Raw genomic sequence first — 226 nt, 5'->3', positions numbered from 1 at the left:
CGAACCAAGATTGTTGCATTGGCTCAGATAACCAACGTGACGGGTTCTCGTCAGCCAATTGAAGCTGTCATAGAAAAAGCACACAAGATGAATGCGATTGTTGTGGTCGATGGCGCGCAAGGGATCGTTCATGAGCCTATTGATGTTGCTACTTTAGGTGCGGATTTCTACGTATTCTCTGGGCACAAACTCTATGCCCCTGCGGGTATCGGTGTGCTTTACGGCA

At 48.7% G+C, this 226-nt stretch carries 1 protein-coding gene; it reads left to right on the top strand.

Annotated elements, in window-relative coordinates; all coding sequences use genetic code 11:
• On the top strand, positions 1–226 hold a 226-nt coding region (locus AB4486_RS24465), incomplete at both ends, for an aminotransferase class V-fold PLP-dependent enzyme (RefSeq protein ID WP_372119243.1).

It is taken from the genome of Vibrio sp. 10N.222.55.C6 (genome assembly GCF_041473395.1).
GTDB lineage: Bacteria > Pseudomonadota > Gammaproteobacteria > Enterobacterales > Vibrionaceae > Vibrio > Vibrio crassostreae_C.
This window is presented reverse-complemented; position numbering and strand designations above follow the sequence as displayed.